Genomic DNA, 21,659 nt, shown 5'->3' on the forward strand with positions numbered 1-21,659 from the left:
TGTATGAGCTGGGTGAAATGCCTCCGCTCGGACACGTGCCGCGGAGCATGGTCGCGTGGGTGATCCGGCGCGATCGCCATGGCGAGCCGAGCACCGCCATGCAGGTCGAGGTCGTGCCGACGCCGCGCATCGGCCCGGATGAGGTCCTCGTCGCGGTCATGGCCGCCGGGATCAACTACAATGGCATCTGGGCCTCGCTGGGGAAGCCCGTCTCGGTGTTCGACGTGCATCGGCACGACTATCACGTGTGCGGCTCCGACGCGGCGGGCGTCGTGTGGGCGGTCGGCAGCATGGTCAAGCGATGGCGCGTCGGCGACGAGGTCATCGTGCTCGGCAGCCAGGACGACGGCGAGGACGAGGAGTGCAACGGCGGCGATCCGCTGCTCTCTCCGACGCAGCGGATCTGGGGATACGAGACGCCTCACGGCTCGTTCGCCCAGTTCACGGTCGTGAAGGGGCGGCAGCTGCTCGCGCGGCCCCGGGGCTTGACCTGGGAAGAGAGCGCCTCTTACCTCGCCTCGCTGGCGACCTCGTACCGCATGCTGTTCGGGCACGCCCCGCACATCCTGCGGCCGGGGCAGAACGTGCTCGTCTGGGGCGCGGCCGGCGGCCTGGGCTCGATGGCCGTCCAGCTCGTCGCCGCGACGGGGGCGAACGCGATCGGCGTGATCTCGGACGAGAAGAAGCGCGATTTCGTCATGTCGCTGGGCGCCAAGGGCGTCATCGACCGCACCCGGTTCAGGTGCTGGGGGCCGTTGCGCGCGCTCGACGACGCGGCCTATGCAGCGTACATGAGCGAGGTGCGCCGGTTCGGGAAGGCCATCTGGTCGATCACGGGCCAGAAGACCGACGTCGATCTGGTGCTCGAGCACCCCGGCGAGTCGACGTTCCCGGTGAGCTGCTTCGTGGTGAAGCGCGGGGGCATGGTGGTGTTCTGCGCCGGCACGACCGGGTACAACTTCACGATGGATGCGCGGTTCGTGTGGATGCGTCAGAAGCGCATCCAGGGGAGCCATATCGCGACGTTGATGCAGGCGAGCCAGGCGCACCGCCTGGTCCTGGAGGGGCGCGTCCGCCCGGTCCTCTCGGAGACGTTCTCGTGGCACGAGATCCCGAAGGCGCACATGAAGATGAGGCAGAACCTCCACGAGCCTGGGAACATGGCCGCGCTCGTCCAGGCCAGGGCGCCGGGCATGCGTTCGCTCGAAGGATGAGCGCACGCCGCCCACGACGGCTCGTCTGTCTCCCGTCGCATCGAAGGGTGACGACGAACGAGCGAAACCGCAACATCACGGCGTGGCCGCGGGCGTCTGGCCTCGATCGTGAGGAGGCTCGTCGGTCGGCTTGCCGGAGGCGTAGGGGTTGAGGTCGTTCGTGTACAGGTCGCGGGCGTTCACCTGTCCCGGGCGGAGCTCTCCGTCTCTGATCAGCCAGTCGATCCAGATCTGAAAGTCCCTGTCGTCCAGCACGCCGCCCTTTCCTGCGACGCCGTAGCTGCGCCAGTACTTGAGGATGCTGTCATCTTCGTTGCGGTTCCGCTTGCGAAGGATCGATGCGAAGCGCGCGAGCACCTCTTCCCGCGGCGTGGTCTGGGTCCAGGCGATCGCCTTCGCCGTGGCCTCGACGAACTTGCGCGTGGCGTTCGGGTGCTTCTCGATGAACTTCGTGCTCATGACGTAGCTCCCCGCGGTGAAGGCGCCGAACAGCTCGTAATCCGTGGCGATCGCCCGGACGCCGCCGCGCTCGAGGGCCCGATCGCGGTAGACGTTCCCGACGATCGCGACCTCGACCTGCTTTTGCCGGAGCGCCTGTTCGCCGTTGACCGGCGGAATGACGACCAGGGTGACCTGCCGCGCTTCAGCGCCGAGCCCGTTGCGGAAGAGGTATTCCTTCGTCATGAACTCGCTGTGGGCGCCGAGCGTGTTCATGGAGATCTTCTTGCCGATGAGGTCTCGCGCTCCGCGGATCGGGCTGTCGTCGAGCACGTAGAGCCCGCTCCAGAACTGCTCGTTCACGCCGTACGAGCCGAGGACCGATCGGAGGGGCGCCTTGGCGGCGATCAGCTTGATGATGGCTCCGTTGAACGCGCTCCCGAAATCCGTGTCCCCGGTGACGACGGCCTGGATGCTCTGCGGTCCGCCGAGCACGTCGCCCACGTGCACAAGGCGGATGGGCGCGAGGTACCCGAGGTCCTCCGCCAGCTCGGGCGGCGACACCGATCCCGGGGAGCCCTGATACCGGAGCTCCAGCGTCTCGATTTCACGACCGTCGTGCCACGCCCGTGTGGGTTCAGCTTTGCTACAGGCGCTTGCGATGAGGGCGAGGAGCGCCGAGAGGAGCGTCAGCGCGCCGCGCCCGCGCGTCGGCGCCTCAGGGGAGCCCCGGAGGGGAGCTGTCTCGCCGCGAGTCGCTCGTGTCGGCATAATGGTTCTCGTCTCGTTCGAGGGATGGAGGTAGCCGGCACGTCGCCGCCCCATCGGCCGCGGTAGCAACACACATGCCGTCGCCCTGCGCCACCGCATCTCTCCCAAATCGCGCTTTCGCGCTCAGCCGGCGCGCTCCCGTCCCGTGGTCGCTGCACCGATTCGAGCAGCTCCTCGCCCCCGCTGCTGCTGCCGCAGCAGCTCTGTTTAACGCGAAGAGAAGAAACCGTAGGCCCTCGGAGGGGGTGTTCGTCGCGCGGTGTGGGGACGGGCCGATGCAATCCAACGCGGATCGAAGGGACCGTAGGCCCTCGGAGGGGGTGTTCGTCGCGCGGTGTGGGGACGGGCCGATGTTTGAGCCTGGGTCATGGATGCTCCGGCTTGCCGGAGCATCCATGACCCAGGCGAGTTCGGCGGGGCCCCACACCGCGCGACGAACACCCCCTCCGAGGGCCGGGCAGCTCTAGACGAGCTAGATGGACCCTCCCGGCCCCACCGGAGGCGGAATCGACCACTCCGCGCTGTCCGAGAGCCTCGGCTCCGCCTCCTCCGCCGCGCTCCCGAAGAAATCCGCCACGTCGTGCCGCCTCGCCTCCGCGTCCGCCCGCCCGAGCTCGATCAGCTTCCGCGTGAACGACCCGTCGAACAGGAGGTAGCTCGCCAGGTCCGCGTCGTTCTCCGCCCCCACGTCCACCAGCGAGAGCAGCCGCCGCATCATCGCCGGCCCCCCCTGCACCTTGCCCGCCCTCACGTGCTCCGCCGCCAGCCGCCCGAGATCCACGCTCGGCCGCACCACCAGCGTCTCCACCCGCCGGTACGGCAGCGCCCCGCGCTGCGCCGCCGCCCCGTTGATCGAGTGCAGGAAATCCGGCCCGAACGCCCGCTCCCCGTCCTCGATCATGTGGTTGACCCGCGTCAGGACCTCGAAATCCGTCTGGATGTGGTCGAGCAGGAACGCGTTCAGCACCTTGCCGAGCACCAGCGCCATCCCCGGCGGCTTGCCGCTGTCCCCCGCGTCGATGCTCCGCACCTCCCGCGACAGCCCGATCGCCAGCACGTGCGTCGCCCCCAGCCGGAGCGCCGGCGCGATCGGCGTGTTCTGCCGCACCCCGCCGTCCATGTACAGATCCCGGCCGATGCGCACCGGCGGGAACAGGATCGGGATCGCCGCCGACGCGAGCGCGTGCGGCGGGCCGATCAGCGCCCCGCGGATGATCGTCCGCGGCGGCGCCGTCGTCGGCAGCGCGCCGTCCGGGCCGGTCTGCATGAAGATCACCGTGCGGCCCGTCGCGATCTCGGTCGCCGACACGCTGACCGCCGACAGGTACCCGTGGCGCAGCGTGCGCGCGATCGCGCGCCACGGGATCTCCCGCTCGACGAGCCGCTGCATCGGCGAGACGTCGAACAGGCCCACGCCCTCCGAGCCGCCGCCGAACACGAGCTTCGGCAAGGAGACCGCCTGCCGCACCCCGAAGCCGAGCACCGTCTCGAGCTTCAGCTGCGTCCACAGGTTGACGAGCCGCCGCACCCCGAGCGTCGGATCGTCGAGGTGCGCCGCGAGGTAGCACGCGTTCACCGCCCCCACCGACGTCCCGCACAGGATGTCGATCCGCGGCGGCGCGCCCCGCAGCCGGGCGAACGCGTCGAGCACGTACGACATCACCCCGACCTCGTACGCCCCCCGCGCGCCGCCGCCCGAGAGGATCACCGCGACCTTGCGCCGCGGCTTCGTCCCTGTCCTTCCGCCGGTACCCGTCATGCCATCTCCCCGCGGCGGAGCGGGTCGTGCCCCGCCGCCGGACCCTCGGCCTCCACGGCCAGGATGCGCCGCACCACGGCGCGCTCCAGGAACAGCGCCCTGAGCCGCGCGTCGCGGATGTAGCTCGCCACCTTCTGCACGTGGAGCGCGGCGCGGTGGTACGCGTCCGCCGCGCTCGCCGGCGCGCCCTTCTGCAGCGCCTCGCAGCAGAGGTCGCGCACCTCGATGCCGTACTCCGAGCTGCCCGCCTCGACCGCGCCGAGCGCCGTCCGCGCGAGCAGCACCCCGGAGTGCACCTCGCCCGCGTCCACCCGCGCCGCCGCCTCGATCGCCGTCGCGTACGCGTGGTAGCTCATCAGCCCCTGCGACTCGGCGAGCTGCCGCGCCTCCGAGGCGTTCGCGATGGCGGCCTGGACGTCGCCCTGCGCCTTCGCGAGGAGGCCGCGCACGTTGCGCTCGTGGATCATGTCGTACACGCTGCCGGTCACCGCGATGAGCGCGCCCGCATCGGCGCAGAGGGTGTGCGCGGCGTCGGCGTCGCCCGCTTCGAGGAGGATCCCCGCCGCGCAGAGGAGCGTGTCGGCGCGCGCATCCTGATCGTCATAGCGCTCGTGCGCCTCGCGCGCCCGCTTCATGTACGCGAGGCTGCGCGGGATGTCCCCGAGCTTGGCGTACGCGTGGCCGATGTTGCTCAGCGTCTTCGCGATCTGGAACCTCCCGCCGATCGCGAGATCGATGGAAATCGACGAGAGCCCGACCGCGATCGCGTCCTCGAAGCGCTCGAGCACGAACATCGCCACCGCGAGCGAGTTCTTCGCGCGCGCCTCGCTGCGGCGCGCGCCCACCGCGCGGAACACCGCGATCGCCTCGGCGTAGGCCTCGACCGCCTCCTGCACGCGGCCGACCCGGCGCAGCAGCACCCCCTTCGTGCGCAGCACCTCCGCGCGCGCCCGCGGCGTCAGCCCGCCCATGTGCGTCACCCGGAGCGCCCGGTCGGCCGCGCTGATCGCGCCCTGGACGTCGCCGAGCTCGCGCAGCACCTCCGAGAGGATCGTCAGCGCCTCGACCTCGAGCGCCGGGCGCCGCGCGATGCGGGCGATCTCGGCGGCCCGCTGCGCCACCGGCAGGCCGCGGGCGAGGTGGCCGTCGTCGAGGTCGAGCCGCGCGGTGCGCACGAGCGCGAGCGCGGCCCACCGCGCCTGCCCGCTCTCCTTCGCGAGCTGGCGCAGCGCCGTGAGGTGCTTCTTCCGCTCGCGGCGGCGGCCGAGGTGGCGGAAGATCGCCTCCAGCGCCTCGTGCGCGATCATCCGGCGGGTGTCGCCGGTCGGCAGGAGCGACAGCGCGCGCTCGTAGTACCGGCGCGACAGCTGCGCCTGGTGCCCGGCGCGCGCGGCCCGCGCCGCGTCGAGGTAGAGCTCCGCCGCCGGCCCGGGCGCCTCGCCGCGCGCGAGGTGCTGCGCCACGATCGCGGCCGAGAGCCCCTGCGCGAGCGGCGTCGTCGACAGGTGCTCGCCGAGCCGCCGGTGCATGCGCACGCGGCTCGCGCTGTCGAGCGCGAGGTAGGCGACGTCGCGCACGAGCGGGTGCCGGAAGTCCACCGCCCCGGCGCGGCGATCGCACAGGCCGCGCGCGCAGAGGCGCGTCACCGCCTCGTCGTCCGCGAGCCGCGTCAGGTTCAGGATGTCGTCCTTGAGCAGCGGGCCCCCGGCGACCGCGAGCCAGTTCACGACGTCGTGCTCCGCGGGCGGCAGCTCGCGCAGCCGGTCGCCGATGAGCTGCTCCAGGGTCGACGGGAGCGGCTCGCCGCGGTCCCCGGTCCGGTCGTGGCGGACGAGCTCGTGCCGCCCGTCCGGGTGCTCGACGATCTCCAGCGTGCCCCGCTCGAGCAGCGCGTCGACCATCTCGAGCAGGAAGAACGGGTTGCCGGCGACGCGCGGCACGAGCTCGCCGCAGACGGCCGCCACGCCCTCGCGCACGCCGAGGCGCGCCTCCACGAGGCGCATCTGCTCCTCGGCGCTGAGGCCGCGGAGCTCGATCCGCACGAGCCCCTCGATGAACGGCGTCACGCGCTCCTCGGGGCGCGTGAGCAGCAGCACGAGGATCGGGAGCCGCTCCGAGCGCTGCTTGAGGAGCTCCGAGATGAGCTCCAGGCTCGGGCGATCGGCCCACTGGAGGCCGTCGATGACGACGACGAGCGGCTGGTGGCGCGCCAGCGAGCCGAGCAGGTACTTCACGCCGCGCACCACCACGTCGCGGCCGTAGGCCGACGCGTCCTCCTCGGGGTGGTCGAGCTGCTTGCCCGTGACCAGCTCGGCGAGGCGCGTGACGATGCGCGCCCCGAGCGGCGAGCGCGCGATCGACCCGAGCAGCGCGCGGATCACGTGGGCGGCGTCGTCGATCGAGTGATCGAGCCCCATCCCGGTGACGTCGCGGAGCACGTCGCAGACCGTGGCGAGCGGCAGCTCGCTCTTCACCGGCGAGCACTCGACGTGGAGCACGCGCGCCTCGCCGGGGAGCTCCGAGAGGAACGTCGAGATGAGCGCGCTCTTGCCGATCCCCATCTCGCCGACGATGACGCGCGCCACCGACTGGCCCCGGAGCGCGCCGCCCGGCGGGCTCGGCGGCTTGCTCTGCCGGCTCGGCGGCGGCGGCTCGCTCTCGCCGTAGCGCGCCGGCGGCTCGGCGAGGCCCTTCACGGGCGGCGACACCGCGCGGTGGTAGGCGGCGTGCAGGTCCGCGCGCTCCGCGTCGCGCCCCACGAGGTCGTTCGGCGACAGCGCGATCTCCGCCATCCGCTCCTCGCGGGTGAGCGGGCGCTGCAGCGCGTAGAGCCGCATCTGGTGCGGGACCTGGTAGCCGCCGGCGTCGTTGAGATCGAGCGACGGCGCGTCGCCCCAGCGGAAGTCGCGCCGGACGAGGCGGTAGACGCCGCCCGCGACCCAGGTCTTGCCGAACGGGGTGCGGCTGCCGAGGCGCTCGGCCAAGAAGTTCGCGGGCTCCTTGAGCACGTGGTTGATGAGGTGCCCCTGCTCGTCGCGCTCGCCGTACGCGATGCCGCGGACGATGCCGATCGCGGCGCGGAGCTCGACGGGCAGGTCCTCCGACGCGCCGGCGAGCGCCTCGTGCACGTCGACGGCCAGCGAGGCCGCGTCGGCCGCGGCGCGCGACGGGTTCGCGAGCAGCCCCACGACGGCGCGCGCGCTCGCGTGCGACTCCCAGGACCAGATCGCCCCGTGCTTGAAGGCGATCGCGTCGAGGGTCGTGCGGATCGAGCGCCCGCTGCGCTTGCCGGCGAGCCGCCCCTGCGCCCCGAGCAGCTCGTCCACCCCCTCGATGCGCAGCGTCACCACGGCGACGTGGCGCACCTCGCGCACGATCCGCGGCGCCCCGGTGTTCTCGGCCTCGCCGCCCGTGCGCGCGGCCGGCACCGCCGCGAGCGTCTGCGGCTGCGCCATGGAGCCGCTGTCCGGGGGCTGCTCCTCCGCGCCGCCCGCGGCGTTGTCGCGCGCGTCCTCGTGGCGATCGCGGCCGAGCAGGTGGGCCACGGTCTGCTCGACCGACGCGTTGTCGACGAGCTCCTGCTTCGCGAGCAGGACGCGCGCGATCGCGCCGGCGAGATCGCGCGCGGTCTGGAAGCGGTCCTCGGGCGCGTGCGCCATGGCGCGCATCACGAGCGCCTCGAGCTCCGCCGGGATGTCGCGCGCGTGGGCCGACGGGGGGTCGAACAGGCCCTCCTTGACGGCCTGGAGGAGCGCCTCGTCGTCGAGCTTGCCGTAGGGCGAGCGCATGGCGAGCAGCTCGTAGAGCACGACGCCGAGGGCGTAGATGTCGCTCCGCCGGTCGACGCGCTCGCCGCGCGCCTGCTCGGGCGACATGTACCCGAACTTGCCCTTCAGCACGCCGGGCTCCTCGCGGAAGAGGTTCGCGCTGGCGATGCCGAAGTCGGCGATCTTCACGACGCCCTCGAACGACAGGAGGATGTTCTGCGGCGAGACGTCGCGGTGGACGATGGCGAGCGGCATGCCGCCCTCGTCCTTGCGCTCGTGGGCGTAGTGCAGCCCCTTCGCCGCCTCGGAGACGATGAACGCGGACACGAGGGGCGGGATCCGCGACTCCTTCTGCTGCGCGGCGCGCATCAGCTTGCCGAGGTCGAAGCCCTCGACGTACTCCATCGAGAGGAGCAGCCCGTCCTCGCCGTGGTCCGAGAACTCGTAGACCTGGACGATGTTCGGGTGGTTCAGGCGCGTCGCGAGGTGGGCCTCCTCGACGAACATCGCGCGGAAGCGCCGCGAGGCCCCGTGCGCGGGGAGGATCCGCTTGACGACGAGGAGCTTGTAGGTCCCCTCGGCGCCGCGCTTCTTGGCGAGGAAGACCTCCGCCATGCCGCCAGCGCCCAGGCGGCGCTGGATCTCTAGGTCGGCGAGCTGGGACGGGTGCTTGGCCATGCAGCGAAGCGGCGCGCGCGGGCGCCGCGGCTGGGAGGCGCCGGGCGCGGTGGATCAGGGACACCGATGAAAGAAGGACCGCGCGCGGTTCCCCCCGATCCATGGGAGGACGATGGGTTGACCCGCATGGTAGCGTCCCGCCCGCGTCTTCGGGGAGACAACCATGGTGGAAAGGCGAATCTTTCTGGGCGGGTCGGGGGTCGGCGCGCCCGGTGAGCCCGCCCGCGCGCCGCGGCTCCACGGCCGCGCGGCCGTCCACCATCGACGCTGAATTTTCGCTTGCAAGGCGGCCTCACGCGAGGGCCCGCCGCCGCGGCCGGACGAGGGCAACAAAGCGATTGCCCAGGGTGTCACCGTCTGTTAAAGCGGATCCGGTACAGCGGATGCGTCGTCCGTCATAGGAGATGCCGGGCATCCGACCCTGGCAGCCGGGCTGATCGGCGGCGGGGTCGTCGTGTGCGCGCTGGAGACCTCGAGGGGTTCGACATGGACATTCGCGTGACAGAGGCGGACGTCGTCGTCGTGGGCGGCGGAAGCGCAGGGTCGACTGCAGCGGTGGAGGCGCAGCAGCGGCTGCCGCGGGGGCGGGTGGTGCTCCTCGAGAAGGCGCATATCAAGCGGAGCGGCGCCATCGCGATCGGCATGGACGGGCTGAACAACGCGATCATCCCCGGACACGCGACGCCGGAGCAGTACGTGAAAGAGATCACGGTGGCCAACGACGGCATCGTGAACCAGCGCGCCATCTACGAATACGCGCGGAACAGCTTCGCGATGCTCCAGGAGCTCGACTCCTGGGGCGTCAAGTTCCAGAAGACGCGCTCGGGCGATTTCGACGTCAAGAAGGTCCACCACAACGGGAGCTACGTCCTCCCGATGCCGGAGGGCTACGATCTCAAGAAGATCCTCACGCGCATGGTGAAGCGCGCCGGGGTGCGGGTGATCAACCGCGTCATGGCCACACGGATCCTCGTGACCGAGGGGCAGGTCGCCGGCGTGATCGGCTTCGACACCCGGGAGGGTCACATCGAGATCATCAAGGCCAGGGCGGTCATCCTCTGCTGCGGCGCCTCGGGGCGGCTCGGGCTGCCGGCGTCCGGCTATCTCCACGGGACGTACGAGAACCCCTCGAACGCTGGAGACGGCTACTCGATGGCCTATCACGCGGGCGCCGAGCTCACGGGCATCGAGTGCTTCCAGATCAACCCGCTCATCAAGGACTACAACGGTCCGGCGTGCGCCTACGTCACCGGCCCGCTCGGCGGGCACACGGTGAACGCGCGGGGGCACCGCTTCATCGAGAGCGACTACTGGAGCGGGCAGATGATGCTCGAGTTCCACCGGGAGCTCCACTCGGCGAACGGCCCTGTCTACCTCAAGCTCACGCACCTCGCCCCGGAGACGATCACCGAGGTCGAGCGGGTCCTCCACCAGACGGAGCGCCCGAGCCGCGGCCGCTTCCACGAGGGGAGGGGGCACAGCTACGCGAGCGATCTCGTCGAGATGCACATCTCCGAGATCGGCCTGTGCAGCGGCCACAGCGCCTCGGGCGTCTGGGTCAACGAGAAGGGCGAGACCACGGTGCCCGGGCTCTACGCCGCCGGCGACATGGCGTGCGTGCCGCACAACTACCTCCTCGGCGCGCTCACCTACGGGAAGATCTGCGCCCAGAACGCGCTCGACTACCTCGATCGCGCGCCCGCCGTCGAGCCGCTCGCGACCGACGTGGACGCCGAGCGCGAGCGCATCCTCGCCCCGCTCTCCCGGAAGAGCGGCGTCGCGCCCCACCAGTACGAATACAAGGTGCGGCGCCTCGTGAACGACTACCTGCAGCCGCCGAAGACGGGCAACCGGATGACCCTCGGGCTCGAGTACTTCCTGCGCGCGAAGGACGAGCTCGACGAGGTCACGGCGGCGAGCCCCCACGAGCTCATGCGCGTGATGGAGTGCCACTTCATCCGCGATTGCGCGGAGATGGCCGCGCGCGCCTCGCTGTTCCGGACCGAGAGCCGCTGGGGCCTCTACCATTACCGGCTCGATTACCCCGAGATGGATGACCGCCGCTGGTTCACCCACGTGAACCTGAAGAAGGGCGACGACGGCGAGATGGTCGCCTTCAAGCGTCCCGTGGAGCCTTATCTCTTCCCGATCGACGACGGCGAGCTCAAAACCTACCACCGGCTGCGCATCCCGGCCGAAGAGCAGCGCGCGCCGCTCTGACGAGCAACGAGGTCAATCCATGGGTCACCTTCTCAACCGCGAATCCGTCAAGGCGCAGCGCGCCAGGGCCGTGGGCCACGCCGAGGCCTCCGTCCGGCTCGATCTGCCGGTCGTCATCGACGAGGCGTCCTGCATCAAGGGGTGCCGCATCTGCATCGACTCGTGCCCGGTGGACTGCCTCGCCATCCATCCAGAGACGAAGAAGGCGCACATGGCCTACGACGAGTGCTGGTATTGCCTCGCCTGCGAGATCGACTGCCCGAAAGAGGCCATCACCGTGAAGATCCCTTTCCTCATCCGGTAGCGGCCTCGAGGCGGAGAGACGACATGACACAGCCATCGCTCGCACAGGAGCTCGTGAGCGTGCTCCGGGATCCCGACCCCGGCGCGCGCCAGCTCGCGCTGACCCAGATCGAGGACCTCTCGGACCCGGAGATCCTCCACCCGCTCATCGAGGCCGCCCGCGACGAGGACCCCACGGTGCGGGCGCTCGCGCTCGGGCACCTCGAGGATCTCGGCGACCCGCGCGCCGTGCCCGCCATCCTCCGGGCGCTCGACGACGACGAGACCCACGTGCGCGAGGCCGCCGCCACGGCGCTCCGCGAGCTCCGCGGGGCCGAGGCGGCCACCCACCTGATCGACGCGATGCGTCACGACAGCCCGTTCGTGCGCATGTCGGTGATCGTGGCGCTCCGTGAGATCCGCGATCCGCGGGCGCTCGAGCACCTCGAGGGCGCGCTCCTCGACCCTTCGCCCGAGGTGCGGCGCGAGGCGGTGCTCGCCTTGGCCTACCTGCGGCGGCCCGAGACCGCGCGCGCCCTGCGCGGGAGCCTGCGCGATCCCGACGCGCGGGTGCGGCAGGTCGCGATCGGCGCGCTCGAGTCGCTCGGCGCGCCGGCGCTCGTCGAGGAGCTCGTCGCGCTGCTGTCCGACCCCGACTGGCGGGTGCGCGTCGAGGCCGCGATCGTGCTCGGGCGCTCGGCGCACGGCCTCGCCGCGCCGCACCTCCGGACCGCGCTCGACGACGCGGCCTGGCAGGTGCGGAAGGAGGCGGCGCTCGCGCTCGGGCGGCTCCGGGCGGCCTCGGCCGCGGCGGATCTCGTCGCCCTGCTCGGGAGCGAGCTGCCCGATCTGCGCAAGGCCGCCGCCCAGGCGCTCGGCGAGCTCGCGGCGGCGTCGGCCGAGGCGCCGCTCGGGCGGCTGCTCGGCGACGCCGACGTCGAGGTGCGGAAGGCGGCGTCCCGCGCCCTCGACGCCATCCGGGCAGGGGCCGGGCGCCATGGAACCTTCGCGAGGGATTGAGCCGATGATCCAGGCAGCGCGCGCGCTCTTGCTCCTCGTGGCGGTCCTCGTCGGCCTGTCGTGCACGAAGGAGGAGAAGCGGACGATCCGCATCGCCATCGGGACGCAGGACACGACGATCAACTGCGCCACCGGCGGGCTCCTGATCCGGGAGCTCGAGCTGCTCGAGAAGCACCTCCCGAGGGACGGCAAGTACAAGGACGTCTCCTACGAGATCGAGTGGAAGGACTTCACCTCGGGGCCGCCGCTGACGACCGAGATGGTGGCCGGGAAGCTCGACATCGGCGCGATGGCCGACTTCCCCGGCGTGCTGAACGGCGTCGCCCACCAGAAGCAGGGGAGCCGCAGCCTCTACATCGCCACGCTCTCCGGCAGCGCGCTCGGGAGCGGCAACGGCGTCGTCGTGCCGCTCGACTCGCCGGCCCAGGGCCTGAAGGACCTCAAGGGCAAGCAGATCTCGGTCCCGTTCGGCTCGTCCGCCCACGGCATGCTGCTCCGGGCGATCCGCGATCTCGGCTGGGATCCGGACAAGGACGTGACGCTCGTGTCGCAGTCGCCCGAGGTCGGCGGCTCCTCGCTGAAGGCGAAGAAGATCGACGCGCACGCCGATTTCGTCCCGTTCGCCGAGCTGTTCCCGTTCCGCGGCTTCGCCCGGAAAATCTACGACGGCTCCAGCGTCGAGGTGCCGACGGCGCACGGCGTCCTGGTGCGCGCGGCGTACGCGGAGGAGCACCCGGAGATCGTCGTCGCCTTCCTCAAGGCGGCGCTCGAGGCCGATCGGCTGTTCGCGGAGGAGCCCGAGAAGTACAGCGAGCTCATCGAGAAGGTGACCGGCGTGGACGCCGAGGTCGCAACCATGTTCCACGGGCCGCTCGGCATCCAGACGCGCGACTTCACCATCAAGCCCGAGGTCCGCCGCGCGCTCCAGGTGGCCGTCGACACGCTCACGCTGCTCAAGCGCACCGACACGACGCTCGACGTCGGCGCGTTCGTGGACGACCGGTACATCCGGCGCGCGGCCCAGGAGCTCGGGCTCGACTACGAGGCGCGGCTCGCGAGCTACGCCAAGCTCCCGCTCTCCGGGAGCGACGCCCTGTCCGGCGAGCCGATCGGCGAGCCGGCGCTGGCCGCGCAGATCTGGGTCGGGGGCGAGCCGAAGGTGCGCGCGTACGCGAGCCCGGGCTCCGCGCTCGCCGCGCTGAAGCAGCTCACGGCCGAGGGCAAGGAGATCCGCGCCGCCTTCGTGCACGACCGGATCAGCGGGGTGAAGCTCCTCGCCGATCGCGCGTGGTACGCGCGGCGCCCCGACGGGAGCCTCGCGGCGTTCCTCGCGAAGGAGGACGCCGAGCGGTGGGCCGCGGAGAACGCCGCGGCGGTCGTCGACTTCGCGACCCTGCGGGGCGACGTCACCAAGCTCACGGCGGCGGCGCCATGACGATGATCTCGGAGCGCAGCGCGCCGGCCGGGCCGGCCCTCGGCGGCCGCGCGACCTTCGCGCCCGCGCCGGTGCCGGCGAGCGCGTCCCGGCGGCGCGCGTCCCCGGCGCCGGGCGGCGAGCGGCGCCCGCGGCGCGATCTCGGCCGCGTCGCGCTGCGCGTCCTGTCCGTGGCCGCGTGCGTCGCCCTCTGGCAGTGGGCGTCGATGTCGCGCGTCGACCTCGGCCTCGTCACGTTCGTCAACGTGCCCGCGCCGACCGAGGTCCTCGTCGCGGCGCGGGAGCTCTTCGGCTCGCCGAAGCTCTGGCTGCACCTCTGGAGCAGCGTGCTCCGCGTCCTCGCGGGCTTCGCCGCCGCGGGCGTCACGGGCGTCGTGCTCGGGCTCGTCATCGGCCGCTCGCGGCTCGCCGAGGACACGCTCCTGCCGCCGCTCGAGGTCCTGCGCCCCATCCCCGGCGTCGCCTGGCTCCCGCTCGCGATCCTGATGTTCCCGTCGGCCGAGCTGAGCATGATCTTCATCACGTATATGGGCGCGCTGTTCCCGATCCTGCTCGCGACGATCCATGGCGTCGGCGCCCTCGATCCGCGGCTCATCGCGAGCTCGCGCAGCCTCGGCGCGCGCCCCTTCCGCCTCTTCCTCGAGGTGGTCCTCCCGGGCGCGCTGCCCAGCATCATCACGGGGATGAGCATCGGCATGGGCACGTCCTGGTTCTGCCTCGTCACCGCCGAGATGATCGGCGGCCAGTACGGCATCGGCTACTTCACCTGGGAGTCGTACAACTTGCAGCGCTACCCGGACATCGTCCTCGGCATGCTGCTCATCGGCCTGATGGGCATGCTCAGCAGCGCGCTCGTCCAGCGGATCGGCGCGTGGCTCACGCCCTGGCACCGGCCGCAGGAGAAGGGCCGATGACGCCCGCCGCGAGCGCGCCGCGCCCGGAGAGCCCGGGGGGCGCCGTCGAGATCCGCGGCCTGTCCGTGGCCCTGGGGGCGGGCCCCCGCCGCGTCGAGGTGGTGCGGGATCTCGATCTGACCGTCGAGGGCGGCGAGCTCGTGAGCCTGCTCGGCCCGTCCGGGTGCGGCAAATCGACGATCCTGAACGCCGTCGCCGGGTACGTGGCGCCGGAGCGCGGCAGCATCGTCGTCGGCGGCGAGCCGGTCGAGGCGCCCGGGCCGGAGCGCGGCATGGTCTTCCAGCAGTCCTCGCTGCTCCCCTGGAAGACGGTGCTGAACAACGTCGGCTTCGGCCTCAAGATGCGCGGCGTCCCGGAGCGCGAGCGCCGGGACGCGTCCCGCCGCCTGCTCGATCTCGTCGGGCTGTCGGGGTTCGAGGACGCCTATCCGGCGCAGCTCTCCGGCGGCATGCAGCAGCGGGTCGAGATCGCGCGCGTGCTGATCACGGAGCCGCGCGTCGTCCTGATGGACGAGCCGTTCAGCGCGCTCGACGCGCAGACCCGGCTCTCGATGCAGGCGCTGCTCCTCGACGTCATCCGCCACGTGCGCACGACGGTGCTGTTCGTCACGCACGACATCGACGAGGCGATCTTCCTGTCCGACCGCATCGCCCTCATGACCCGCCGGCCGTGCCGCGTCGGCGCGCAGCTCGCGGTGCCGTTCGAGCGGCCGAGGAGCGCCGCGATCGTGGGCTCGGGCGAGTTCGCCGCGATCAAGCGGCGGTGCCTCGACGCCCTGAACGACGGGCGCTCGATCGCGGCGACCCCCGCGCGTGGCCGCGACCAGCGCCCGACAGCGTGAAGCGCGGACCGGCGCGGCGGCTCGCCCGGCGCGCGCCGCGCCGACGCGGTGAGGGGCGGCGCGTCGGGTCGCGGCGCGCAGCGGGCCGAGATCAGGAGCGCAATCTTGATGTTCCCTGCATTTTTCCTTACTACCGAGCGAGAGGAGTGATCCCCGATGCTCACTAGATTCCTGCGGGTGACCGACGTGCCGCTTCCCGGCTCGGTCGCGCTGCTCGCGCTTCGCGTCGTCACAGGCATTGCTTTCATCTTTCACGGCTGGGGGAAGATCCAGGCCCCCTTCAGCTGGATGGGGCCCACCGCGCCCGTTCCAGGGTTCTTGCAGGCGCTGGCCGCCATCGCCGAGGTCGGCGGCGGCATCGCCTGGATCCTCGGCCTCCTGACGCCGCTCGCGTCGCTCGGGATCGCCATCACCATGGCCGTCGCCGTCTCGGTGCACTTGATGAACGGCGATCCGTTCTTCGCGATGGGCGCCGCCTCCTACGAGGTCGCGGCGGTCTACTTCAGCATCTCCCTCGTGCTGCTCCTGCTCGGGCCGGGGAGGCTCTCCGCCGACGCGGCGATCTTCGGGCCGAAGCGCTGAGCGGCTCCGCGCGCGCTCGCCCGACGCGCGCGCTCGCCCGACGCGCGCGCTCGCGTCGCCGCCGGCGCTCCGGCGGCACGCCTGAGCCTCGCCGGCGGATCCCTCCGGCCCGGCGCATGAGGCGGGGACCCCAGGGGCCCGCGGTTCCATCGAGGTCGGACAGCGAGCGCGTCGCCCCTGGTTGCGCCGATAAAGCGAGGCCGTCCCGGTAGCCCCGGCACTATGCTGCCGCTGGGAGGGCTCGATGAACGACGGCGGGGCGAAGGCGCTCTCGAACGGCGCGCCGCGCGGTGTTGCTATCGCGGCAGCCTGTTCGTTCGCCCTCGGGTCCGTGGCGCTGGTCGGCTGGTCGATCCAGTCGACCCCCCTCGTCTCCATCGCGGACGGCCTGCCGATCATGGTGCCCAACACCGCGATCGCCCTCGTCCTCGCGGCGGTGTCGCTCTGGGCGCTGGGCGGGCGGGGGCGTCCGGCGCCGCGCCGCCGGCTCGGGCAGGCGTGCGCCGCCGCCGTCGTCGCGTTCGGCCTCGCGGCCCTCGTCCAGTACGTCTCCGGGTGGGATCTCGGCCTCGATCGCCTGGTCTTCCCGGCGCGCGTGGCGTTCCCGAGCAAGTTCCCCGGCAGGCCGCCGCCGAACACCGCGCTCTGCTGCGTCCTGATCGGCGCGGCGCTCCTCTCGCTGCCGGTGGAGACGCGGCGGGCCTGCCGGCTCTCGGACGGCGGCGCGCTCTCGGCCGCGGCGCTCGCGCTGACCGCGCTGACCGGTTACGTGTTCGGCGTCGGCTACTTCTACGGGCTGCCGCCGCTGTTCCCGTTCACGGGCATGGCGCTCCACGCCGCGATCGCGTTCCTCGCGCTCTGCGTCGGGCTCCTCATGGCGCGGCCCGACGGCGGGGCGTTCGCCGTTCTGACGGCCAGCGGGCCTGGAGGCGTCCTGTTGCGGCGCTTCCTGCCGTTCGTCGTCCTGGCCCCGCTCGCGATCGGCCGCCTCTTCCTGATCGGCGCAGATCTCGGGGCCTACCCTCTCGCCGCGTCGTTCTCGCTCGCGTCGGCCATCTCGACGCTCCTGCTCGGGGCCTCGCTCTGGGTCAGCGCGGCGCGCCTGAACCTGCTCGACGAGGCCCGGCGCCAAGCCGAGGGGGCGCGCGCCCACCTGGCGGCCGTCGCGCAGTCCTCCGACGACGCCGTGATCGGAAGCGCCCTCGACGGGACCATCCTGAGCTGGAACCCGGCCGCGGAGCTCCTCTACGGCTACAGCGCCGGCGAGGTGATCGGGAAGAAGCTGCCCATCCTGTGCCCGCCCGAGCGCGCCGGCGAGACCGAGGCGATCGTCGCGCGCCTGCGCCGCGGCGAGCGCATCGAGCGCTTCGAGGCCGTGAGCCGGACCAAGGACGGCAGGGACATCGACATCGAGGTCACGGTCTCGTCGATCGCGGACGCCTCGGGCCGCATCACCGGCGTCTCGACGATCTGCCGCGACATCGGGCGCCGCAAGGCGATGGAGGCGGCGATCGAGAGCGCCCACGAGGCGGAGCGGCGCATCCGCGCGCAGCTCGAGGCCGTCGGCGCCGCGTGCGCGGCGGTCTCGGAGACGCTGGCGAACCTGCCGCGCTCCGAGTCGGGGATGCGCGCCGTGCTGGAGGTCATCACGCGGCACGCGAAGGAGATCTCGGGCGCCGACTACGCGGCGCTCGGCGTCGGAGAGGACGGCCGGCGGCCGTTCGACGCCTGGGTCCCGAGCGGCGTCCCCGCGGAGCAGGTCGCGCGGATCGGCGCGATCCCGCGCCCCGTCGGCGTCCTCGGCGCGGTGGCCCGCGACGGCCGGCCGATCCGGCTCGACGAGGTCCGCGCTCACCCCGACTTCATCGGGCTGCCGGAGCACCACCCCCCGATCGAGGCGTTCCTGGGCGTGCCGCTCCGCTTCCACGACCGGAGCGTGGGCAACCTGTACCTCGGCAAGCGCCCCGGCCGCCCGCCGTTCACCGAGGACGACGAGCGCGTCGCGACGCTGCTCGCCGACCGGACCTGCAGCGCGATCGAGACCGCGCGCCTCTGCCGCGTCGAGGCGAACGAGCGAAGGCGGATCGAGGCGGTCGTCGAGCAGATGCCCGAGGCGGCGATCCTGGTCGACGCCGAGGGGCGGTTCATCACGTGCAACAGGCTGGCGCTCCAGTACGCCTCGCGCGCGGCGGGCGAGCTGGATCCGTGGGGCAACGCGGTGCTCTTCGACCAGAGGACCCCGGGAAGAGCGCCGGTCGGCTGGGCCGAGCGCCCGCTGACCCGGGCCCTGCATCGCGGGGAGGTCGTGACGGGCGCCGAAGGGCTGCTCTGTTGCGAGGGCGGCGTCTTCGTCCCGGTGCTGGTCAACGCCGCGCCGGTGCGCTCGGACGACGGCGAGATCGAGGGCGCCGTCGCCGTCTTCCAGGACATCTCGGCGCTCAAGGAGATGGAGCGGCAGCGCCAGGAGTGGATCAGCATCATCGCGCACGACCTCCGCCAGCCCATCCAGGTCATCGCAACGGCGAGCCATCTCTTGCGCTCCCGGTCCGGCGAGCCGCTCGCCGCGGACGGCCAGAAGCAGCTCGGGAGGATCGCCTCGTCCGTCGAGCGGCTGCGCCGCATGATCGACGACCTCCTCGACGCCTCGCGCCTCGAGGCGCGGCAGCTGACGCTGGATCGCTCCCCGGTCGATCTCCGCGCGCAGCTCGGAGAGATCCTCGAGAAGTCGGCCGCGGCGACGGCGGGCCACGCCGTGCGCCTGGAGGTGCGCGGCGACGTGCCCGCCGTCCTGGCGGACCCCGGCCGGCTCGAGCAGATCGTCACCAACCTGCTCTCCAACGCGGCCAAGTACGGCCAGCCGAGCGGCGACATCGCGGTGGCCGTCAGCGCCGACCGCTCCTTCGCGCAGATCGCCGTGACCAACTGGGGCCCCGGGATCGCGGAGGCGTGGCTGCCGCACCTGTTCAAGCGCTTCTCGCGCGCGACCGAGGGCGATCCTCGCCGCGTCCGCGGCGTGGGCCTCGGCCTCTACATCACGAAGGGGCTCGTGGAGGCGCACGGCGGCAGCATCGCTGTCGAGAGCACCCCTGGCGGCGCGACGACGTTCCGCTTCTCGCTGCCGCTCGCGGAGCCCGCGCCCGCCGCCGGCGCGTAGCGCAGCAGCGGGTCTCCTGCCCTGCCGCGGATCTCATCTTCGCGAGAGAACCCGCGGCGAGCTCCACAATTCGGCCAGCGAGCTCGGCAGTTCGAATTGACGAGCTGGGCAGTCGATCCGGCGAGTTTTATTACACCGAACGTCGTTCTCCGCGTTCCGTTTTACGGCGCCACCATCCTTTCGCAGTATTCTGTGCTCAGGCCGCTCAGAATGATCGCAGAAGGAACTTCCTGAGGTGCTTATCCTTGCTACACCTGAGGTCCGCTCCGGCCCGACGTCGGGGCAGTAAGGTGGCGCAGCAGTGAATTCCTGGTTCTTGCAGGTGGGTAGGCGGCTGGGGCCCGCGGGGCGCCGGCTTTGGGTGCTCGGGATCATGGGGGTGGTGCTGGCGGTGACTCTCGGGCTCGCTCTCCGCGCAGCCCCGAGGGAGCGCGCGGCGACGTACACCGAGCTGCTCCAGATCGCGCAGGCGGGGCAGGCGACCGCGGTCGAGGTGAGCGGCGATCGCTTCTTCGTGCGCCAGGCGGGCGGCGTGACGGTGACCGCCGTCGTCGACGAGCCGACGCTCCGGCAGGAGCTGGTCTCCCGGTTCGCGGGCGCCGGCGCCTCGGTCGACTTCGCCTCCCGGGAGGAGCCGTCGCGCGCCGCGTCCACCGCGCTGCCGGTGGTCGTCCTCGCCGCGGTCGGGTTCGCGCTCTTCACGGTGAGCCGGCGCCGCAGCCCGAAGGTGTTCTCCGACGCCAAGGCCGGGGTCGTGCGCGCGCCCGTGCGCTTCGCCGACGTGGCCGGGATGCACGAGGTCAAGCAGGAGCTCGCCGAGACGGTCGAGTTCCTGAAGAACCCCCAGCGCTTCGCGCGCCTCGGCGGCCGCCCGCCGCGCGGCGTGCTGCTCACGGGCGAGCCGGGGACCGGCAAGACGCTGCTGGCGCGCGCGGTCGCGTGCGAGGCGGGCGTGCGGTTCCTCTCGGCGTCGGGGTCGAGCTTCCAGGAGATGTTCGTCGGCGTCGGCGCCTCCCGCGTCCGCGCGCTCTTCGCCGAGGCGCGCAAGGCCGCCCCGTGCATCGTCTTCATCGACGAGATCGACGCCGTCGGGCGGGCCCGCGCGAAGGGGCACGGCGACTCCGCGTCCGCGGAGCACGATCAGACGCTGAACCAGCTGCTCGTCGAGATGGACGGGTTCGACCACGCGACCGGCATCGTGGTGATCGCGTCGACCAACCGCGTCGACATGCTCGATCCCGCGCTGCTCCGGCCGGGGCGGTTCGACCGCAAGGTCACGGTGCCGCTGCCCGACGTGCGCGGCCGCGAGGAGATCCTCAACGTCCACGCCGGGCCGATCCCGCTCGAGGGCGAGGTCGATCTCGGGTACATCGCCCGCAGCACGCCGGGCTTCTCGGGCGCCGACCTGGCCAACCTCCTGAACGAGGCGGCCATCCTCGCGGCCCGCGAGGGCGCCGACGCGGTGGATCCGACGCACATCGACCGCGCGCGCGACCGGGTGCTCATGGGGCTCGAGCGCAAAGGGGTGCTGATCGACGAGGACGAGCGCTACGCGACCGCGGTGCACGAGGCCGGTCACGTCGCGGTCGGGCTGCTCGCGCCGAGCTGCGATCCGGTGCACAAGGTGTCGATCCTGCCGCGGGGCCGCGCGCTCGGCGTCACCCAGGCGCTGCCCGAGAAGGATCGGCTGATGTACCGGAAAGAGTACCTCGAGGATCAGATCTGCATGCTGATGGGCGGCCGCGCCGCCGAGATGGTCATCCTCGGGACGATGACGGCCGGCGCCTCGGACGACATCCAGCGCGCCTCGACGATCGCGTGGAAGATGGTCGCGGAGCTCGGCATGAGCCACCTCGGCCCCATCTGCGTCGGCGAGGGGCACCCCGCGCGGAGCCCGGCCCTGCTCGACCGCGTCGACGAGACGGCGCGGGCGCTCACCGACGCCCAGCTCGCGCGCGCCGTCGACATCGTGAAGTCCCGGCGGAGCGAGATCGACGCGCTCGTCAAGGCGCTCCTCCAGAAGGAGACGCTCGGCATGGACGAGATCCAGGCCTGCTTCCCGGCCGATCGACGGCCGCGCGCCGCCCACGCGGACGCCTGAGCCGCGCAGGCTCGAGGGCGCCGGAAAGGAAAGCTCTTTCTGGCGCCCCCGGGTCCTCTTCGGGATCCACCCCGCCTCACGGTCGCTCGCCCGCGCTCCTCCGGGCGCCCCTCTCTCTGCAATCCATCCCTCTCTCGCTACGGGCGCTCCCGGAAGCGTCGCGCAGGCGCCCGGACTGACGGCTGGCTCACCGGACATAAGGTATCCGGGGCCTCCCCGTCTGGAAGAGCTCGCCCGCGGGCGCGGCGCGCCGGAGGGGATGCGGCGCGGTGTCCGGGATGCCATGGCGCGTTGCATCGCTCATTCCGTCCTGAGGGCGCAAATCTCCCCTTGCGATTGCCGGGCAAGCTGGTGAAGTGGCGCCACTTGCATGCACGGATTCCGTCGCCTTCGCATCTCCTTCGACGGGGCGCTCTCTCCAACTTCCGGCGCGAACGGCCGGGCTCCGCGTCGCTCTCCGAGCGCGGCGCCGCTGTCGCGCG

Annotated in this window: 13 protein-coding genes; 10 read left to right on the top strand and 3 right to left on the bottom strand. The window is 72.2% G+C overall.

The genetic code is table 11. The annotated features are described in order from the left end of the window. Window positions 1-17 precede the first annotated feature (17 nt). A complete protein-coding gene (gene ccrA / locus WMF20_RS16270; protein ID WP_437614660.1) occupies window positions 18-1,214 on the top strand; it encodes a crotonyl-CoA carboxylase/reductase in 1,197 nt (398 codons plus the stop codon). Between the two features lie 75 nt (window positions 1,215-1,289). Here ccrA and WMF20_RS16275 read toward each other — a convergent pair whose 3' ends face one another. From WMF20_RS16275 to WMF20_RS16285, 3 genes are all read right to left on the bottom strand, one after another. Beyond that, window positions 1,290-2,216, bottom strand: a complete 927-nt coding sequence (locus tag WMF20_RS16275) for an ABC transporter substrate-binding protein (protein WP_437614663.1) — start codon at window positions 2,214-2,216, stop codon at window positions 1,290-1,292. Window positions 2,217-2,895: 679 nt separating this feature from the next. Beyond that, window positions 2,896-4,182: a patatin-like phospholipase family protein gene (locus WMF20_RS16280; RefSeq protein WP_437614665.1), complete on the bottom strand. Its 1,287-nt coding sequence runs from the start codon at window positions 4,180-4,182 to the stop codon at window positions 2,896-2,898. Further along, on the bottom strand, window positions 4,179-8,627 hold the full coding sequence (locus WMF20_RS16285; protein ID WP_437614668.1) for a serine/threonine-protein kinase: 4,449 nt from the start codon (window positions 8,625-8,627) through the stop codon (window positions 4,179-4,181). Before WMF20_RS16285 ends, WMF20_RS16280 begins: the two co-directional genes overlap by 4 nt. A 486-nt stretch (window positions 8,628-9,113) precedes the next feature. Here WMF20_RS16285 and WMF20_RS16290 point away from each other — a divergent pair, with 486 nt between their 5' ends. The 9 genes from WMF20_RS16290 (at window position 9,114) to ftsH (ending at window position 21,177) form a co-directional block, all read left to right on the top strand. Next, window positions 9,114-10,847 carry a fumarate reductase/succinate dehydrogenase flavoprotein subunit gene (locus WMF20_RS16290; RefSeq protein ID WP_437614671.1) on the top strand — a complete coding sequence of 578 codons (1,734 nt, stop codon included), beginning with the start codon at window positions 9,114-9,116 and terminating at the stop codon, window positions 10,845-10,847. 19 nt (window positions 10,848-10,866) lie between these two features. Further along, on the top strand, window positions 10,867-11,151 hold the full coding sequence (locus tag WMF20_RS16295; protein ID WP_437614673.1) for a 4Fe-4S dicluster domain-containing protein: 285 nt from the start codon (window positions 10,867-10,869) through the stop codon (window positions 11,149-11,151). A 23-nt stretch (window positions 11,152-11,174) separates the two neighbouring features. Beyond that, window positions 11,175-12,149, top strand: a complete 975-nt coding sequence (locus WMF20_RS16300) for a HEAT repeat domain-containing protein (RefSeq protein ID WP_437614676.1) — start codon at window positions 11,175-11,177, stop codon at window positions 12,147-12,149. Window positions 12,150-12,153: 4 nt separating this feature from the next. Beyond that, complete coding sequence (locus tag WMF20_RS16305) at window positions 12,154-13,584, top strand: ABC transporter substrate-binding protein (protein WP_437614679.1); 1,431 nt, start codon at window positions 12,154-12,156, stop codon at window positions 13,582-13,584. Further along, on the top strand, window positions 13,581-14,498 hold the full coding sequence (locus WMF20_RS16310; RefSeq protein WP_437614681.1) for an ABC transporter permease: 918 nt from the start codon (window positions 13,581-13,583) through the stop codon (window positions 14,496-14,498). The genes WMF20_RS16305 and WMF20_RS16310 overlap by 4 nt, the downstream gene beginning before the upstream one ends. Next, complete coding sequence (locus tag WMF20_RS16315) at window positions 14,495-15,340, top strand: ABC transporter ATP-binding protein (protein WP_437614683.1); 846 nt, start codon at window positions 14,495-14,497, stop codon at window positions 15,338-15,340. Before WMF20_RS16310 ends, WMF20_RS16315 begins: the two co-directional genes overlap by 4 nt. A 156-nt stretch (window positions 15,341-15,496) precedes the next feature. Further along, window positions 15,497-15,922 (top strand): DoxX family protein, encoded by a 426-nt coding sequence (locus WMF20_RS16320; protein ID WP_129575241.1) that lies wholly within the window; start codon window positions 15,497-15,499, stop codon window positions 15,920-15,922. Between the two features lie 244 nt (window positions 15,923-16,166). Further along, window positions 16,167-19,076: a PAS domain S-box protein gene (locus tag WMF20_RS16325; protein ID WP_437614685.1), complete on the top strand. Its 2,910-nt coding sequence runs from the start codon at window positions 16,167-16,169 to the stop codon at window positions 19,074-19,076. Between the two features lie 373 nt (window positions 19,077-19,449). After that, window positions 19,450-21,177: an ATP-dependent zinc metalloprotease FtsH gene (gene ftsH, locus WMF20_RS16330; protein ID WP_437617134.1), complete on the top strand. Its 1,728-nt coding sequence runs from the start codon at window positions 19,450-19,452 to the stop codon at window positions 21,175-21,177. Window positions 21,178-21,659: the final 482 nt, after the last annotated feature.

Source organism: Sorangium sp. So ce834 (genome assembly GCF_051521425.1).
Taxonomy (GTDB): domain Bacteria; phylum Myxococcota_A; class Polyangia; order Polyangiales; family Polyangiaceae; genus Sorangium; species Sorangium cellulosum_D.

Bases quoted from the DNA above. Each gene is read 5' to 3' on its own strand.
- ccrA (WP_437614660.1), top strand. From the start codon at position 18: ATGCCTCCGCTCGGACACGTGCCGCGGAGCATGGTCGCGTGGGTGATC.
- WMF20_RS16280 (WP_437614665.1), bottom strand. From the start codon at position 4,182: ATGACGGGTACCGGCGGAAGGACAGGGACGAAGCCGCGGCGCAAGGTC.
- WMF20_RS16285 (WP_437614668.1), bottom strand. From the start codon at position 8,627: ATGGCCAAGCACCCGTCCCAGCTCGCCGACCTAGAGATCCAGCGCCGC.
- WMF20_RS16290 (WP_437614671.1), top strand. From the start codon at position 9,114: ATGGACATTCGCGTGACAGAGGCGGACGTCGTCGTCGTGGGCGGCGGA.
- WMF20_RS16295 (WP_437614673.1), top strand. From the start codon at position 10,867: ATGGGTCACCTTCTCAACCGCGAATCCGTCAAGGCGCAGCGCGCCAGG.
- WMF20_RS16300 (WP_437614676.1), top strand. From the start codon at position 11,175: ATGACACAGCCATCGCTCGCACAGGAGCTCGTGAGCGTGCTCCGGGAT.
- WMF20_RS16305 (WP_437614679.1), top strand. From the start codon at position 12,154: ATGATCCAGGCAGCGCGCGCGCTCTTGCTCCTCGTGGCGGTCCTCGTC.
- WMF20_RS16310 (WP_437614681.1), top strand. From the start codon at position 13,581: ATGACGATGATCTCGGAGCGCAGCGCGCCGGCCGGGCCGGCCCTCGGC.
- WMF20_RS16315 (WP_437614683.1), top strand. From the start codon at position 14,495: ATGACGCCCGCCGCGAGCGCGCCGCGCCCGGAGAGCCCGGGGGGCGCC.
- WMF20_RS16320 (WP_129575241.1), top strand. From the start codon at position 15,497: ATGCTCACTAGATTCCTGCGGGTGACCGACGTGCCGCTTCCCGGCTCG.
- WMF20_RS16325 (WP_437614685.1), top strand. From the start codon at position 16,167: ATGAACGACGGCGGGGCGAAGGCGCTCTCGAACGGCGCGCCGCGCGGT.
- ftsH (WP_437617134.1), top strand. From the start codon at position 19,450: ATGGGGGTGGTGCTGGCGGTGACTCTCGGGCTCGCTCTCCGCGCAGCC.